The following is a 14,069-nucleotide window of genomic DNA, read 5'->3' as shown; positions in this document are numbered from 1 at the left end:
GAGGTTCTCAGTAGCGGTCGACGGCCGGCGGCTCGGGGGCCTCCTGGCCGCTGATGGCGCCGGCGGTGCGGTCCCAGGCGTCGGCCCAGGCACCGCTCTCGTACGCCTCCTCCAGCGTGTCGTTGATGAACGCGCGGAACTCGTCGTCACCCTTGGGCACGCCGATGCCGTACGGCTCCTCGGTGAAGGGGTTGCCCACCAGCTCGAAGGCGCCGTCGCTGCCGGCGACCAGGCCGGTGAGGATGACGTTGTCCGTCGTCACCGCGTCGACCTGGCCGTTGGCCAGGGCGTCGGCGCACTTGGAGTAGACGTCGAACAGCGTCAGGGTCGCCTCCGGGTAGTTGTCCCGGATGTTCTGCGCCGGCGTGGAGCCCTCGACCGAGCAGACGTTCTTGCCGGCCAGGTCCTCGGGGCCTTCGATGCCCTCCGGGTTGCCGGCGGCGACCATGATGTCCTGACCGGCCTCGTAGTACGGCCCCGCGAAGTCGATCAGCTCCTTGCGGGCGTCGTTGATGGTGTACGTGGCCACCACCATGTCGACCTGGCCGTTCTGCAGGAACGGCTCGCGGTTGGCCGAGACGGTCTCGGTCCACTCGATGTCCTCGGGGGCGATGCCGAGCTCGGCGGCGATCAGCTTCGCGATCTCGACGTCGAAACCCTCCGGGGTCTCGGTGTTCGGGTTGAGGAGCCCGAAGCCGGGCTGGTCGAACTTCGTGCCGACGGTCATGGAACCGGCCTCGGCGAGCTCGGCCATCGTGGTACCCGCCTCGAAGTCGACCTCCTCCTGGACCTCGACGGTCGAGTCGGCGGCGCCCTCTGCCTGGTCCCCGGCCTCGCTGCCGCCGCAGGCGGCGAGCATGAGGCCGAGGGCCGCGAGCGAGGCGGCGTAGCGGGTGGTGCGCATGAGCTGTCCTTCCGTAGGAACGGTCAGTGGTTCAGGATCTTGGACAGGAAGTCCTTGGCCCGGTCGGAGCTCGGGGTGAGGAAGAAGGTCTCGGGGTCCGAGGACTCCACGACGCGGCCCCCGTCCATGAAGACGACGCGGTTGGCCGCCTTCCGCGCGAACCCCATCTCGTGGGTGACGACGATCATCGTCATCCCCTCGGCCGCGAGCCCGACCATGACGTCGAGGACCTCGCTGATCATCTCGGGGTCGAGCGCCGACGTCGGCTCGTCGAAGAGCATGACCTTGGGGTCCATCGCCAGCGCCCGGGCGATCGCCACCCGCTGCTGCTGGCCGCCGGAGAGCTGAGCCGGGTACTTGTCGGCCTGCGCGCCGACGCCCACCCGGTCGAGCAGTTCGCGGGCCCGCTTCTCGGCGTCGGCCTTGGGGCGCTTGCGCACCTTGATCGGACCGAGGGTGACGTTCTCGAGGATCGTCTTGTGCGCGAAGAGGTTGAAGCTCTGGAACACCATGCCGACGTCGGCGCGCAGGCGGGCGAGCTCCTTGCCCTCCTCGGGCAGCCGCTCGCCGTCGATGACGATCTCGCCCTTCTCGATCGACTCGAGGCGGTTGATCGCGCGGCACAGGGTCGACTTCCCCGACCCCGACGGGCCGATGACGACGACCACCTCGCCGCGGGCGATCTCGAGGTCGATGTCCTGCAGGACGTGCAGGTCGCCGAACCACTTGTTGACGCCGGACAGGCGGACGAGAGGCTCTCCGTTGGGACGGCTGGTCACCCTGGGGACCCTAAGGGCGGGAGGTCGCGGTTCCCGCACCGTGGGATCACGAAGGCGTAACGAACGCCGCCCGTTCCCCCGTGCGGGGCACCACGGCTCGCTGCGGCGGGCGCGTCGCCGCCGCGCCGTACCCTCGCTCCTGTCATGGAGAGCCCTGTCGAGAGCCCCGCCCGCACCTACCGGGTGCGCACGTACGGGTGCCAGATGAACGTGCACGACTCCGAGCGGCTGTCCGGGCTGCTCGAGGCAGCCGGCTACACCGCCGCCGCGGAGGGGGACGACGCCGACGTCGTCGTCCTCAACACCTGCGCGGTGCGCGAGAACGCCGACAACCGCCTCTACGGCAACCTCGGGCACCTGCGCCCGGTCAAGGACGGCCGCCCCGGCATGCAGATCGCCGTCGGCGGCTGCCTGGCGCAGAAGGACCGCGGCGAGATCGTGCGCCGCGCGCCCTGGGTCGACGTCGTCTTCGGGACTCACAACGTCGGCTCGCTGCCCGCCCTGCTCGACCGGGCCCGGCACAACGCCGAGGCGCAGGTGGAGATCGTCGAGGCGCTCGAGGTCTTCCCGTCCACGCTGCCGGCCAAGCGCGACTCCGCCTACTCGGGCTGGGTGTCGATCAGCGTCGGCTGCAACAACACCTGCACGTTCTGCATCGTCCCGGCGCTGCGCGGCAAGGAGAAGGACCGCCGCCCCGGCGAGATCCTGGCCGAGGTGCAGGCGCTGGTCGACCAGGGCGTGCTCGAGGTGACCCTGCTCGGCCAGAACGTGAACAGCTACGGCAGCGACTTCGGCGACCGCGGGGCGTTCGCCGACCTCCTGCGGGCCACCGGCCGCATCCAGGGGCTGGAGCGGGTCCGCTTCACCAGCCCGCACCCGGCGATGTTCACCGACGACGTCATCGCCGCCATGGCCGAGACGCCGGCGGTCTGCCACCAGCTGCACATGCCGCTGCAGTCGGGGTCGGACGACGTGCTCAAGCGGATGCGCCGCGCCTACCGGCAGGAGCGCTACCTGGGGATCATCGACCGGGTCCGCGCCGCTATGCCCGACGCCGCGATCACCACGGACATCATCGTCGGGTTCCCGGGGGAGACCGAGGAGGACTTCCAGCAGACGCTGGAGGTGGTCCGGCGCGCCCGCTTCGCCAGCGCCTTCACCTTCCAGTACTCCAAGCGCCCCGGGACGCCGGCCGCCGAGATGGACGGGCAGCTGCCCAAGGAGGTCGTGCAGGAGCGCTACCTCCGGCTGACCGCGCTGCAGGACGAGATCAGCTGGGACGAGAACCGGGAGCTGGTCGGCCGGCAGGTGGAGCTGCTCGTCGCCGCGGGCGAGGGCAGCAAGGACGCCGCGCGCGGCCGGCTCTCCGGCCGGGCCCGCGACGGTCGCCTCGTGCACTTCACGGCGGCCGAGGGGGTGCGGCCCGGCGACGTCGTGGAGACCGTCGTCACCCAGGCCGCGCCGCACCACCTGGTCGCCGACGGCCCGCTGCTGTCCCACCGGCGCACGCAGGCCGGGGACGCATCGGAGGCGGGGCGGAAGCCGGCGACGCCGGGAGTCTCGCTCGGCATGCCGCAGATCGGCGTGCCCGCCCCGCTGCCGGCCCTCAGCGCCGGCTGCTCGTGACGCACCGAGGGCCCCCGTCCACCGGACGGGGGCCCTCGCTGCGTCGTGCCGCTACCTGCGGGCGGACTTCTCCGCCTCGGCGAGCCACTCCCGGCGGGTCGCCAGGTTGGCCTGCGCCTCGTCGATCCGGCGCCGGTCACCGGCGGCCTCGGCCTTGGCCAGCTGCTCCTCGGCCTTGGCGACGGCGGCCCGCATGGAGGCGACCATCGGGTTCTCCGGGGCGGTGCGCACCCGGCCGGCGTCGGCGGCGCCTCGGATCTTCTGCTCGACGGCCATCATGCGGTCCTCGAGCTGGCGCATGACCGCGCGCGGCACGTGCCCGATCGCGTCGTAGCGCTCCTGGATCTTCCGCAGCGCGTGCTGCGCGCCCCTCAGGTCCTTGCCCGGGTCGAGCTGCTCGGCCTCGGCCAGCAGCTCCTCCTTGGCCTGCTGGTTGGCGACCTGCTCGGCGTCGCGCGCCTTGTCCTGCTCGGCACGGGCGCTGAAGAAGACGTCCTGGGCCGCGCGGAACTGCTTCCACAGGTCGTCGTCGCCGTCCCGCCCGGTGCGCGGCACCGCCTTCCAGCGGTCCATCAGCGAGCGCATGGCGGCGCTGGTGGCGCCCCAGTCGGTCGACGTCGACAGCCGCTGCGCCTCCTTGATCAGCTCCTGCTTGGCCGCGCGGGCCTCGCCGCGCTGGGCGTCGAGCTGCGCGAAGTGGGCGCCGCGGCGGCGGCCGAAGGCGTCGCGGGCGGCGGCGAAGCGCTGCCACAGGGCGTCATCGGTCTTCCGGTCGATGCCGCGGATGGTCTTCCACTCCTCGACGATCGCCTTGAGGCGGTCGCCGGCGGCCTTCCAGGACGTCGACTCGGCGGCGATCTGCTCGGCCTCGGCCGCGAGCGCCTCCTTGCGCGCCACCTGCGCCGCGCGGGCGGCGGCCTTCTCGGCGCGGTACTCCGCAGCGGCGGTCTCGGCGGTCGCCACCATGGCGCGCGCCCGGGCGGCGAGCCCCTCCAGGTCGCCGACCGCGGCGGCGGTCGGGATCGACGCCGCCAGCGCCTCGGCCTTGGCCTTGATCTCGCCCGGGTTGCCGGTGTGCGCCTTCAGCCGCGCCTCGAGCAGCGCCACCTCGGTGGCGAGGTCGTCGTAGCGGCGGCCGTAGTGGGCCAGCCCCGCCTCGGCGTCCCCGGCCTGCCAGGACCCGACCTCGCGCTCCCCGTCGGCGGTGCGCACGAAGACGGTGCCCTCCTCGTCGACCCGGCCCCACTGCGCCGGGTCGCTGACCACGGTCTCCACCGGGGCGGCGGGCGGCGCGGGAGCGGGCGCCGGCGACGGGACCGCCGCCGGTTCCGGTTCCCCGGCGGGGTCGGGGAGCGCCGCGTCCGCGGGCGCCGGCGCCTCCGGCGTACCGGCCGCGGGGGTCACCGCGTCCGAACCGCCGGGCGGCGTCGCCACCTCGGGAGCGGGGGTCTCGGGGGTCTCCGCAATCGGCGGAGCGGCCTGCTGCACCCCGTTGCCGGGGTCGTCCGTGCTCGACACGTCGGGCAGTGTCCCACGTCGCATCGGCGACACTGCTGCCGTGACCTCCTTCCCCGGTGGCGTCCCGGCCCGGGCACCCCGTCCGTCGGCCGCCGTCGCGTTCTGCCCGTGCCCGCCCCTGCTGGTCCCGGCGGTGGAGGGGCGGCCCGCGCCGGAGACAGCGTCGTTGCGGGCCGCCTGCGTGGAGGCGGCCACCGCGCTGCTCGGCGCCCGGCCCGAGGTGGTCGTGGTCGTCGGCCCGGGCGCGGCGCCGGGGGAGCGGTTCGGTGCCGGGGACGGCGGGGACCTGCACGGCTTCGGCGTCGACCTCGCGCTGCCGTTCGACGGCCGGCTGCGGCCGGGCGGGCACCAGCTACCGACGGCGCACGCGGTGGGTAGCTGGCTGCTCGACCAGGTGGCGTTCGCGGGCACCCGCGTCGGCGTCGGCCCGGCCGATCTGGGGCAGCTCCTCCGCGACCTGCCGCCGCCCGTCGGTGTCCTGGCGATGGGCGACGGCTCGGCGCGGCGCACCGTCAAGGCCCCGGGCTACCTGGACCCGGCGGCCGAGCCGTTCGACGCCGCCGTCGCCACGGCCCTCGCCACCGGGGACGCCGCCGCGCTGGCGGCGCTGGACCCGGCGGACGGGGAGCGGCTGCTCGCCGCGGGTGTACCGGTCTGGCGCGCGGTGGGAGCTGCGTTCGCCGGCCGGCAGGTCACCGCCCGGCTGCGCCACGACGCCGCGCCGTTCGGGGTCGGCTACCCGGTGGCCGACTGGGTGGTGGCGTGAGGCCGCCGCCGGTCGTCGCGGTCGTCGGGCCGACGGCCACCGGCAAGACCGCGCTCGCCGTCGAGCTGGCCCGGCGGCTGGGCGGTGAGGTGGTCAACGCCGACTCGATGCAGCTCTACCGCGGCATGGACATCGGCACCGCCAAGCCCGACCTCGCCGAGCGCGGCGGGGTGCCGCACCACCTGCTCGACCTCTGGCACGTGCGCGAACCGGCGTCGGTGGCCGGGTACCGACGCCGCGCGCGGGCCGAGATCGACCGTCTGCGGGCCGCCGGCAGGGTGCCGCTGCTCGTCGGCGGTTCGGGGCTGTACGTGCGCGCCGTCCTCGACGAGCTGGACTTCCCGGGGACCGACCCGGCGGTGCGCGCCCGGCTGGAGGCCGAGCTCGCCGCCGCCGGCCCGGGCGCCCTGCACGCACGGCTCGCTGCCCTCGACCACGCGGCCGCCGCCGCCGTCCTGCCGAGCAACGGCCGGCGGATCGTGCGCGCGCTGGAGGTGATCGAGCTGACCGGTGGACCGTTCCGCGCGCAGCTCCCCGAGCCGCGCCCGCACTACCCCGCGGTGGTGCTCGGGCTGGACCGCGAGCCCGCCGAGCTCGACGACCGGGTCGCCGCACGGGTCGACCGCATGTGGGCCGCGGGCTTCGTCGACGAGGTGGCGGCGCTGGCCGCCGACGGGCTCCGCGAGGGGCCCACGGCCTCCCGCGCGCTCGGCTACGCGCAGGTGCTGGCGCAGTTCGACGGCGTCCTCTCCGCCGAGGAGGCGCGCGAGCGCACCGTCACCACGACCCGCCGGTTCGTCCGCCGGCAACGCTCCTGGTTCCGCCGGGACGCCGGCACGACATGGCTCGACGCCGGGCGGGCCGATCTGGCCGACGCCGCGGCCGCGGTGATCACCGCGCATACGATCGACCGGTGAGCTCCTCCCCCCGCGTGCTGATCGGCCACGGCACCGAGAACGACTTCGTCGTGCTGCCCGACCCCGACGGCGAGGTGTGGGCGGGCGACCGCCTGGACGTCGCGACGGTCCGGCGGCTGTGCGAGCGCCGCGCCGGCCTGGGTGGCGACGGCGTGCTGCGGCTGGTCCGCAGCGTGCACGTGCCCGACGCGCCCGCCGTGCTGGGCGAGGACCTCGACCGGTGCGAGTGGTTCATGGACCACCGCAACGCCGACGGCTCCTACGCCGAGATGTGCGGGAACGGCATCCGGCTCTTCCTGCATGCGCTGGTCGCCGAGGGGCTGGTCCACCGGGGGGCCTGTACCGACGGCATCCTGGTGGGTACCCGCGGCGGTGCCCGGCGGGTCGGGGCCGGGGCCGACGGCGGCTACTGGGTGGACATGGGCCCGGCCCGCCCCTTCGGCGAGGGTCGGGCGGAGCTCGGCGGCCGGAGCTTCGACGGCGTCGCGGTCAGCATGGGCAACCCCCACCTGGCCTGCCTCACCGACGTGCCCGTCGAGCAGCTCGACCTGACCAGCGCGCCCGCGTTCGACCCGGCGCTGTTCCCCGAGGGGGTCAACGTCGAGCTGGTCAACGTCCTCGAGCCGGGCGCCCACGTGCGGTTGCGGGTCTCCGAGCGCGGGGTGGGGGAGACGCGCTCGTGCGGCACCGGCGCGTGCGCCGCGGCCTACGCGGCGCTGCGGGCGGAGGGCGCGAGCGAGGGCACGGTCGTCGTCGACGTCCCCGGGGGCCGCCTGTCGGTGCGGGTGACCCGGGCGACGACGGTGCTCAGCGGCCCGGCCGTCCTGGTCGCGGGCGGGGCGCTCTGCCCGGAGTGGCTCCAGCTTTGACACCGGGGGAGGCCACCGGCCGCGCAGCCGCGCGGGGGGATGCTTTCCGGCCTCCCCTGCGTTGCACCGGGCGATGACAACTCAGGTGCTTTCGCCGAAGGACCGTGCCACGCTGGAGACGATGACGACCGCCCCCGATGCCCTGCCCGTCGACGAGCAGGCCGACCTCGAGACCCGCCCCGCCCCTGCCGGACGGTGGGACGAGGCCGACGACACCACCGGCTCCTACGCGCTCGAGGCGCGCGGTGCCCTGCGCCGGGTGGCCGGCCTCTCCACCGAGCTCGCCGACGTCACCGAGGTCGAGTACCGGCAACTGCGGCTCGAGCGCGTCGTGCTCGTCGGGGTGTGGACCGAGGGCACCCAGGCCGACGCCGACCGTTCGCTGGCCGAGCTCGCCGCCCTCGCCGAGACGGCCGGCTCCCAGGTGCTCGAGGCCGTGAGCCAGCGCCGCGACAAGCCCGACGCCGCCACCTACGTCGGCTCGGGCAAGGCCGCCGAGATCCGCGACATCGTGGCCGCGACCGGCGCCGACACCGTGATCTGCGACGGTGAGCTCACCCCGGGCCAGCTGAACCAGCTGGAGAAGGTGCTGAAGGTGAAGGTGGTCGACCGGACCGCGCTGATCCTCGACATCTTCGCCCAGCACGCGACGAGCCGGGAGGGCAAGGCGCAGGTCGAGCTCGCCCAGATGCAGTACATGCTGCCGCGGCTGCGCGGCTGGGGTGAGTCGATGTCCCGCCAGGCCGGTGGCCGGGTCGCCGGCGGTGGCGGCATCGGTACCCGCGGGCCGGGTGAGACGAAGATCGAGACCGACCGCCGGCGCATCCGTGCCCGGGTGAGCAAGCTGCGGCGGGAGATCGCCGGCATGGCGACCGCGCGGGCGACCCAGCGGGCCAGCCGCGGCCGCAACGCCGTCCCGAGCGTGGCGATCGCGGGGTACACCAACGCCGGCAAGTCCAGCCTGCTCAACCAGCTGACCGGCGCAGGGGTGCTGGTGGAGAACGCGCTGTTCGCCACCCTCGACCCGACGGTCCGCCGCGCCCAGTCGCCCGACGGCCGGGAGTACACGCTGACCGACACGGTGGGCTTCGTGCGCCACCTGCCGCACCAGCTCGTCGACGCCTTCCGCTCGACGCTGGAGGAGGTGGCCGCGGCCGACCTGCTGCTCCACGTCGTCGACGGCTCCGACCCGGACCCGCTGGGGCAGATCGACGCGGTGCGGGTCGTGCTCGGCGAGATCGACGCGGCCTCGGTGCCGGAGCTGATCGTCGTCAACAAGGTCGACGCGATGAGCGAGGAGGACGTCCTCACGCTCCGGCAGGCCCTGCCGGGTGCCGTCTGGGTGTCCGCGCGCACGGGGCTGGGGATCGACACCCTGCGCCGGCTGGTGGCCGAGCGGCTGCCGCACCCGGACGTCGACGTCGACGTGCTGGTCCCCTACGAGCGCGGCGACCTGGTGGCCCGGGTGCACCGCGACGGCGAGGTGCTCGGCGAGCTGCACGAGGCCGGTGGGACCCGTCTCACCGCCCGGGTCGACGGCTCCCTGGCCGCGGTGCTCGAGAAGTTCGCCGTCCCGGTCGGCTGAGCGGGGCACCGACCGTCACAGATCACGATCCGGTCACGGACCGGTACCGTGACGGGGTGACCAGGGGTGCGGTGCGGGAGACCGATCCACCGCGCCCGGTTCCGGTCGTCCGGGTCGGCCGGCCGCCGTGGTGGCTGGTCGCCGCGGCCCTGCTCGTCGGGGTTCTGGTCTCGGCCGACCTGCTGACCCACGGCCCGTCCGAGAGGCTGGACCTGCGGGTCTCCGAGATCGTCAGCGACTGGGGGCTGCGGGACACGCCCGGGTACCCGGCGGTGTGGGTGGTGACCCAGCTCGGCGGGCGCGTGACGATCCTCGTCGTGCTCGCCGGGCTGATCGGCTACCTCTTCTGGCGACGGGGGGCCTGGCTGCCCGCGGTCCGGGTGCTGCTGGCCCTGGGCGTGCTGACCGCGGGGGTGTACGCCCTCAAGCACGGGCTCGGGCGCACGGCCCCGGCGTTCCCCGGCTCCTACTTCTTCCACTCCGACGGGGTCTCGTTCCCCTCGGGTCACGTCGCCAACGCGGTGCTCATGTGGGGCGTGGCCCGCTGGCAGGCGGTCGAGTACGGGCTGCCGCCCGCGGTGCAGCGGACCTTCTGGTGGCTGAGCGTCGTCGGGCCGGTCGCCACCGGGGTGGCCATGGTGTCGCTGGACTTCCACTGGGTCACCGACGCGGTGGTCGGGGCCGCCGTGGGGATCGTCCTGTTGGGCGTGGTTCATGCACTGGACGAGATGGTTCTGTCACGCTGGGTACGTGCCCGAGCAGGCCGTCCCGGTCCCTGAGCGCGCCCGGACGTGCCGGGCCGTCGCCGCGACCGCCCTGGTGGGGGGCGTGGTCGTGCTCGCTCCCGCCCCGGCGCTCGCCGAGGCGGCCCCGGCACCCGCGCCGGAGATCCGGTGCTCGATCACCGATCCACGGCTCGCGGAGCTCTCCGGGCTGGTGGTCGTGGGGGAGCAGGTGCTCGCGCTCAACGACGGCGGCGAGCAGGTTGCCGTGCACGGGCTGGACGCCTCGTGCGCGGTCGTCGACGTCCAGACCGCGGCGGCCGACCCCTTCGACCCCGAGGACCTCGGCGTGGCGTCCGACGGGAGCGTCTGGGTGGCCGACATCGGCGACAACGGCTCCGTCCGGCCGACCGTCGCCTTGCACGTCCTGCGGCCCGACGGGACGGTCGCGCTGCACCGGCTGACCTACCCCGACGGGGCGCACGACGCCGAGGCGCTGCTGCTGGCGCCGGACGGGACGCCCTACCTGGTCACCAAGGAGGTCCTCGGGGCCAGCGGCGTCTACCGCCCCGCCGTACCACTGGTGGACGGCGGCACGGTGCCGATGGAGCGGGTGGCCTCGGTGAACCTCACGTTGACCGGGACACCCGGCGGGCCCGTGGGCCGGGCCGGGCAGCTCCTGGTCACCGGCGGCGCGGTCGCGGCGGACGGCAGCGCGCTGGCGCTGCGCACCTACACCGACGCCTACGTGTGGCCCTTGACGGGATCCGACGTGGTCGGCGCCCTGAGCGGGGAGCCGCTCCGGGTGGCGCTGCCGGAATCGCCGCAGGGCGAGGCCATCAGCTTCACCGCCGACAGCCAGGCGCTGGTCGTCGCCAGCGAGGGCCTGCCCAGCGCCGTCACCGTGGTGGCCCTGCCGGCCGCGGCCGCCGCCACGAGCCCGGCGCCCGGCGGGGCGCCGCCGCCCTCCCTCGCCGAGCTGACCACCGGCTCGGACCGCTCGCCGATCGCCGCGGCGCTGATCGCGGCCTCCGTCGCCACCCTCGTCGTCTGGCTGACTGGTCGGCTGCGCCGCCGGCCCTGACCGTCAGACAGGGCGTCCGCCGCCGAGTTCCCGGCTGCACTCCTCGGCGGCCCGGGCGACCTGGTCGCCGTAGACCGGCCAGAGGCGGCGGGGGAGCCGTTGCGCCGGCAGCGAGAGGCTCAGGGTCGCCACCGGCCGCCCCGCCCCACCGAGGACCGCGGCACCCACGGCCGCGATGTCCGGGTGCCGCGTGCCGACGGTGACCGCGTAACCCTGCCGACGCACCTGCTCCAGCTCGCGCAGCAGCGCGTCGGCGTCGGTGTCCGTGTGCGAGGTCAGGGCCTCCAGCGGCGCCGCCCGGAGCAGGGCCGCCGCCTGGGCCTCCGGCATGGCCGCGAGCAGCGCCTTGCCCGACGCCGTGGTGTGCATGGGCGCGCCGTGCCCGACGACGGCGTTGGTCCGCACAGGGTGGACGCCCTCGATCTTCTCCAGCAGGACGATCCGCCGTTCGTCGGGGACCGACAGGTGCACCGTCTCACCGGTCGCCGCGGAGAGCCGGTGCATGGCCGGCAGCGCGACGCGCCGGATCTCCTCGTCCCCCCGGTGGCGCGAGCCGATCGCCATCGCCTTCGCGGTGAGCGACCAGCGCGTCGGCTCCTCCCCGCCTGCCCGGATCCACCCCAGCTCCCCGAGTGTCAGCAGCATCCGCTGGGTCGTGGACTTCGGCAGGTTCATGGCCCGGGAGAGCTCGCTGACCCCGACGGGCTGGCGCTCCGACACGGCCTCGAGCACGGCCAGCGCCACGGACACCGATCTCATGTGGTTGACGTCACCTCCCCTGCTCCCTACTGTGGCCCGCGTCATACCGTGCCACTACGCGGTTCACCGTGCCACGTAGTGGCACAACCGTCAACAGCAGGGAGCACCACGTGTCCGAACCCGTCCAGCCGGGCGCCCTCGCAGGGGTCCGGGTCCTCGACCTCACCCAGGTCATGGCGGGGGCGTACTGCTCGATGCTGCTGGCCGACATGGGCGCCGATGTGATCAAGATCGAGAGGCCCGAGGGCGGGGACGACACGCGGCGCATGTCGCGCGGTCCCGACGTGGAGACGTCGCCGGCGTTCAACGCCATGAACCGGAACAAGCGGGGCCTGGCCGTCGACCTGAAGGACCCGCGGGGGGCCGAGGTCGTCCGCCGGCTGGCACGGGACGCCGACGTGCTGGTGGAGAACTTCCGGCCCGGGCTCCTCGACCGACTCGGGCTGGGGCAGGCGGCGCTGCGGGCGGAGAACCCAGGGCTCGTCTACTGCTCCATCTCGGGTTTCGGCGCCACCGGCCCCTACGCCGGGCGTGGCGGCTACGACCTGGTGGCGCAGGCGATGAGCGGGCTGATGAGCATGACGGGTGAGCCCGGGCGCCCGCCGGTCAAGGTCGGGGTGCCCATCTGCGACCTCAACGCGGGCGTCTTCGCGGCCTACGGGGTGCTGTCGGCCTACATCCACCGGCTGCGGACGGGCGAGGGCCAGTTCGTCGACACCTCGCTGCTGGAAGCAGGGATCGCCTACACCGTCTGGGAGACGGCGATGTTCTTCGGTCTCGGCGACGTGGCCCGTCCGATGGGCTCGGCGCACCGCCTGTCGGCGCCCTACGAGGCGCTGCCGACCGCCGACGGCTGGATCGCCATCGGAGCGGCCAACCAGCGCAACTGGGAACGGTTGTGCGAGGCGCTGGACTGCCGGGCCCTGGCCCTGGACCCCCGCTTCGCCGACAACCCGGGGCGCATGACGCACCGGATCGAACTGGCGGGCGAACTGGCGACGAGGCTCCGCACCCGCACCACCGCCGCGTGGCTCGAGCTGCTGGAGACCGCGGGTGTGCCCAGCGGTCCGCTCTACGACATCGAGCAGGTCTACGCCGATCCCCACGTGCGGGCCCGCGACATGGTCGTCGAGACGGAGCACCCCCGGATGGGCACGGTGCGCCACATCGGAGCCCCGGTGAAGCTGTCCGGCACCCCGGCCGCCATCCGCCGGCCGGCGCCGCTGCTCGGTCAGCACAGCCGTGAGGTCCTGGTCGAGGCCGGCATGTCCGCCTCCGACATCGACGAGCTGCTCGCCGACGGCGTGCTGCTGACCACCTCCGCGGGGGATCACCCCGGTACCGCGTCGGAGGCCCCCTCTCCCGAGCCGACGGAGGTACCCGCGTGACCCACCTCGTGATGTCCGGATTGACCAAGAGCTTCGGCGCCGCCCGTGTCGTCGACGGGGTCGACCTCTCCATCGAGGAGGGCGAGGCCGTCGTGCTGCTGGGGCCCAGCGGCTGCGGCAAGACCACGTGCCTGCGGATGATCGCCGGATTCGAGCGCCCGGACGCCGGGGAGATCCGGCTCCGCGACGAGGTCCTGGTCGGTGGGCGCACCTTCGTGCCGCCGGAGCGCCGGCGGATGTCGGTCGTCTTCCAGAGCTACGCGCTGTGGCCCCACCTGAGCGTGCGCGAGAACGTCGGCTACGGGCCGACGACGGCGAAGGTGGGCCGCGCGGAGGTGCGGCGGCGGACCGACGAGGCGCTGGCGATGGTCCAGTTGGACGGTCTGGCCGACCGCTACGCCCACCAGCTGTCCGGCGGTCAGCAGCAGCGCGTCGCGCTGGCGCGGGCCCTGGTCAACGACCCCGCGCTGCTCCTGCTCGACGAGCCGCTCTCCAACCTCGACACCCGGCTGCGGGAGGAGATGCGGTCGGAGGTGAAGCGGATCCAGCGGTCGCTGGGCGTGACCATGGTCTACGTCACCCACGACCAGGCGGAGGCCCTGTCGCTGGCCGACCGGCTGGTGGTGATGCACGACGGCCGCATCGTCCAGGTCGGCAGCCCCGAGGACGTCTACCGGCGGCCGCGCACCGGGTTCGTCGCCCGCGCCCTGGGGGCGACCAACGTGCTGCCGGCCACCGTCCGCGGGACCGGCGGCGGATCGGTCGCCCTCGAACTCCCCGGTGGCGTCGCCGTCGAGGCGGAGGAGCCGGCGGACGGCCCGCTGGGAGAGGGTCAGGCGGTCATGGTCTCCGTGCGCCCGGGGGACGTGCGGCTCACCCCGGCCGACCCCGGCCACGGCTCCGGTGCCGTGGTCCGCGAGGCGCTGTTCTTCGGCGATCACGTGCAGTACGCCGTGGAACTCCCCGGGCTCGGCGAGCCGATCAAGGCCACCGGTCCGAGCGTCGGACGGCTCCAGCCCGGCCAGCCCGTGTCGCTGGGCGTCGACCGCGGGGCCGCCGCAGTGCTCGGCGACCGCCCCGGGACGACCGCCACCGGCCATGTCCCCGCCGTCCCGGCACCCGTCCCCGGCCGGTCCGCGGCATGAGCGCCGC

At 74.5% G+C, this 14,069-nt stretch carries 13 protein-coding genes; 9 read left to right on the top strand and 4 right to left on the bottom strand.

What is annotated here, in order from left to right:
• Positions 1-7 precede the first annotated feature (7 nt).
• Both ACI79W_RS11200 and ACI79W_RS11195 read right to left on the bottom strand, forming a co-directional pair.
• The gene (locus tag ACI79W_RS11200) at positions 8-904 is read right to left on the bottom strand and encodes a glutamate ABC transporter substrate-binding protein (protein ID WP_456562158.1); all 897 of its coding nucleotides are present in this window, start codon (positions 902-904) and stop codon (positions 8-10) included.
• A 23-nt stretch (positions 905-927) separates the two neighbouring features.
• Complete coding sequence (locus ACI79W_RS11195) at positions 928-1,683, bottom strand: amino acid ABC transporter ATP-binding protein (protein WP_456562157.1); 756 nt, start codon at positions 1,681-1,683, stop codon at positions 928-930.
• Positions 1,684-1,827: 144 nt separating this feature from the next.
• Here ACI79W_RS11195 and miaB point away from each other — a divergent pair, with 144 nt between their 5' ends.
• Positions 1,828-3,309 carry a tRNA (N6-isopentenyl adenosine(37)-C2)-methylthiotransferase MiaB gene (miaB, locus tag ACI79W_RS11190; protein WP_456562156.1) on the top strand — a complete coding sequence of 494 codons (1,482 nt, stop codon included), beginning with the start codon at positions 1,828-1,830 and terminating at the stop codon, positions 3,307-3,309.
• Between the two features lie 51 nt (positions 3,310-3,360).
• Here miaB and ACI79W_RS11185 read toward each other — a convergent pair whose 3' ends face one another.
• Positions 3,361-4,827, bottom strand: coding sequence for a DUF349 domain-containing protein (locus tag ACI79W_RS11185; RefSeq protein ID WP_456562155.1), 1,467 nt, complete (start codon positions 4,825-4,827; stop codon positions 3,361-3,363).
• A gap of 40 nt (positions 4,828-4,867) precedes the next feature.
• On the opposite strand from ACI79W_RS11185, the gene ACI79W_RS11180 reads away from it, so the two are divergent.
• From ACI79W_RS11180 to ACI79W_RS11155, 6 genes are all read left to right on the top strand, one after another.
• Positions 4,868-5,593: a hypothetical protein gene (locus ACI79W_RS11180; RefSeq protein ID WP_456562154.1), complete on the top strand. Its 726-nt coding sequence runs from the start codon at positions 4,868-4,870 to the stop codon at positions 5,591-5,593.
• A complete protein-coding gene (miaA, locus tag ACI79W_RS11175; RefSeq protein ID WP_456562153.1) occupies positions 5,590-6,510 on the top strand; it encodes a tRNA (adenosine(37)-N6)-dimethylallyltransferase MiaA in 921 nt (306 codons plus the stop codon). The genes ACI79W_RS11180 and miaA overlap by 4 nt, the downstream gene beginning before the upstream one ends.
• Complete coding sequence (gene dapF / locus ACI79W_RS11170) at positions 6,507-7,379, top strand: diaminopimelate epimerase (protein ID WP_456562152.1); 873 nt, start codon at positions 6,507-6,509, stop codon at positions 7,377-7,379. Before miaA ends, dapF begins: the two co-directional genes overlap by 4 nt.
• A gap of 121 nt (positions 7,380-7,500) precedes the next feature.
• Positions 7,501-8,964, top strand: a complete 1,464-nt coding sequence (hflX, locus tag ACI79W_RS11165; protein ID WP_456562151.1) for a GTPase HflX — start codon at positions 7,501-7,503, stop codon at positions 8,962-8,964.
• A 56-nt stretch (positions 8,965-9,020) separates the two neighbouring features.
• A complete protein-coding gene (locus ACI79W_RS11160) occupies positions 9,021-9,743 on the top strand; it encodes a phosphatase PAP2 family protein (protein WP_456562150.1) in 723 nt (240 codons plus the stop codon).
• Entirely contained in the window at positions 9,715-10,770 is a 1,056-nt protein-coding gene (locus ACI79W_RS11155) for a hypothetical protein (RefSeq protein WP_456562149.1), read from the top strand. The genes ACI79W_RS11160 and ACI79W_RS11155 overlap by 29 nt, the downstream gene beginning before the upstream one ends.
• A gap of 3 nt (positions 10,771-10,773) precedes the next feature.
• On the opposite strand, the gene ACI79W_RS11150 is transcribed toward ACI79W_RS11155, so the two are convergent.
• Positions 10,774-11,529: an IclR family transcriptional regulator gene (locus tag ACI79W_RS11150; protein WP_456562148.1), complete on the bottom strand. Its 756-nt coding sequence runs from the start codon at positions 11,527-11,529 to the stop codon at positions 10,774-10,776.
• 110 nt (positions 11,530-11,639) lie between these two features.
• On the opposite strand from ACI79W_RS11150, the gene ACI79W_RS11145 reads away from it, so the two are divergent.
• On the top strand, positions 11,640-12,917 hold the full coding sequence (locus tag ACI79W_RS11145; protein WP_456562147.1) for a CaiB/BaiF CoA transferase family protein: 1,278 nt from the start codon (positions 11,640-11,642) through the stop codon (positions 12,915-12,917).
• Positions 12,914-14,062 carry an ABC transporter ATP-binding protein gene (locus ACI79W_RS11140; protein ID WP_456562146.1) on the top strand — a complete coding sequence of 383 codons (1,149 nt, stop codon included), beginning with the start codon at positions 12,914-12,916 and terminating at the stop codon, positions 14,060-14,062. Before ACI79W_RS11145 ends, ACI79W_RS11140 begins: the two co-directional genes overlap by 4 nt.
• Positions 14,063-14,069 lie beyond the last annotated feature (7 nt).

The organism is Blastococcus sp. SYSU DS0533 (assembly GCF_054050775.1).
This window is presented reverse-complemented; position numbering and strand designations above follow the sequence as displayed.

Coding starts and splice junctions, on each gene's coding strand:
- ACI79W_RS11200 (WP_456562158.1), bottom strand. CDS start 904: ATGCGCACCACCCGCTACGCCGCCTCGCTCGCGGCCCTCGGCCTCATG.
- miaB (WP_456562156.1), top strand. CDS start 1,828: ATGGAGAGCCCTGTCGAGAGCCCCGCCCGCACCTACCGGGTGCGCACG.
- hflX (WP_456562151.1), top strand. CDS start 7,501: ATGACGACCGCCCCCGATGCCCTGCCCGTCGACGAGCAGGCCGACCTC.
- ACI79W_RS11150 (WP_456562148.1), bottom strand. CDS start 11,529: ATGAGATCGGTGTCCGTGGCGCTGGCCGTGCTCGAGGCCGTGTCGGAG.